The organism is Micromonospora sp. NPDC047740, from assembly GCF_043204735.1.
Taxonomy (GTDB): Bacteria; Actinomycetota; Actinomycetes; order Mycobacteriales; family Micromonosporaceae; genus Micromonospora.
Genome location: NZ_JBIDCT010000051.1, coordinates 1 through 1,710, shown reverse-complemented (window position 1 = coordinate 1,710; position 1,710 = coordinate 1). Strand labels below are relative to the sequence as shown.

Annotated in this window: 1 protein-coding gene; it reads left to right on the top strand. The window is 66.0% G+C overall.

All coding sequences use genetic code 11. The features are described from left to right. Window positions 1-243: 243 nt before the first annotated feature. Window positions 244-1,614 carry an IS110 family transposase gene (locus tag ACGF4F_RS37330; RefSeq protein ID WP_393085249.1) on the top strand — a complete coding sequence of 457 codons (1,371 nt, stop codon included), beginning with the start codon at window positions 244-246 and terminating at the stop codon, window positions 1,612-1,614. Window positions 1,615-1,710 lie beyond the last annotated feature (96 nt).

Here is a 1,710-nt window from a genome sequence, read left to right as displayed (position 1 = left end):
AGCTGATCAGAGTCATTCCGACCTGTTCCGGACGCCACGCAGGCGTGAAAATGGTGGTCCGGTCGCCCGCTGACGTCGCCAGCTTCTTGGGAGGTTGAGCCCGTATCAGAGTCTGACGCTGGGGCCCCGACCTGAAGGGTCACGCACTGTTGCTTCGAGCACGCCGGTCAGAATTTCGGTTCCCGACCGAGGCCCCCGGGCGGCTGGGCTGATGTCCATCACACGGGGAGGGAGCGGTGTCAGATGAGGACTGTGCCCGAGGAGATCCCCGACCAGGATCACGAGCAGATCCTGCAGCGGGTGGCCGCGGTCGATGTGGCCAAGGAATCCGGCATGGTGTGCACCCGCCTGCCTGCTGGAGTCAGTGGGCGGCGCACCAGCCGGGTGTGGCAGGTGCCGGCAACCACCAACACGGTCAGCGACCTAGCCGATCGGCTGGTGGAGCTGGGAATCGACAAGGTGACCGTGGAGTCCACCTCCGACTACTGGCGGATCTGGTACTACCTGCTGGAAGCGGCGGGTCTGGACGTGCAACTGGTCAACGCCCGCGAGGTCAAGAACGTGCCCGGCCGACCCAAGACCGACAAGCTGGACGCGGTGTGGCTGGCCAAGCTGACGGAAAAGGGACTGCTGCGGCCGTCGTTCGTGCCGCCAGCACCGATCCGTGTCCTGCGGGACTACACCCGGATGCGGTCCGACCTGACCCGGGACCGCACGCGTTACTGGCAGCGGCTGGAGAAGCTCCTCGAAGACGCCCTGATCAAGATCTCCACGGTGGCCAGCACCCTGAAGACCCTCTCGACCCGCGACATGATCGAGGCGTTGATCGCCGGGCAGCGTGACCCCCAGCAACTGGCAGGCCTGGCCCGCGGGCGCATGCGAAGCAAACACACCGCCCTGACACAGGCGCTGACCGGCCGGTTCGACGACCACCATGGCGAACTCGCCCGCATCCTGCTAGACCAGATCGACCGCCTCGACACGCAGATCGCCGCGCTCACCACCCGCATCGAGCAACTGATCGACACACTGGGCCAGCCGGCCACCCCCGCGCCACCACATCCCGCCGGCGATGACAACGACCCACCACACCAGCACCTGCCGTCCACCACCAGCACCGCCAACAACGCCATACGACGCCTGGCCGAGATCCCCGGCCTCAGCCCCGAAACCGCCCAACTCATCATCGGTGAGATCGGCCTGGACATGACCCGGTTCCCCACCGCCGGGCACCTCGTCTCCTGGGCCAAACTGTCCCCCCGCGCCATCCAATCCGGCACCAAAACCGGCAACGGCAACACCGGCAAGGGCAACCCATACCTCAAAGCCGTCCTCGGACAAGCCGCCGCAACAGCCGGCCGCAACCACGGCACATTCCTCACCGAACGCTACCGACGCATCCTCAAACGCCGAGGCAAAGGCAAAGCCCTCGTAGCCGTCGCCCGCTCCATCCTGGTGATCATCTGGCACCTACTCGCCGACCCGACCGCCCACTACTACGACCTCGGCCCGGACCACTACGACAAGCGCATCAACACCAATCGCAAGATCACCAGACTCGTCCGAGAACTGGAAGCACTCGGCCACACCGTCACCCTGCAACCAGCCGCCTGACAACCACCAACATCACACCGGACCGGCCCCCACCAGCCCGGCGATGCCCCCTGCACAAGACCCGCCCTGGTCAGGCTCATTTTCCGGTCAGACGCT

Excerpts from the sequence above, each read along its gene's own strand:
- ACGF4F_RS37330 (WP_393085249.1), top strand. The coding sequence starts at position 244 with ATGAGGACTGTGCCCGAGGAGATCCCCGACCAGGATCACGAGCAGATC.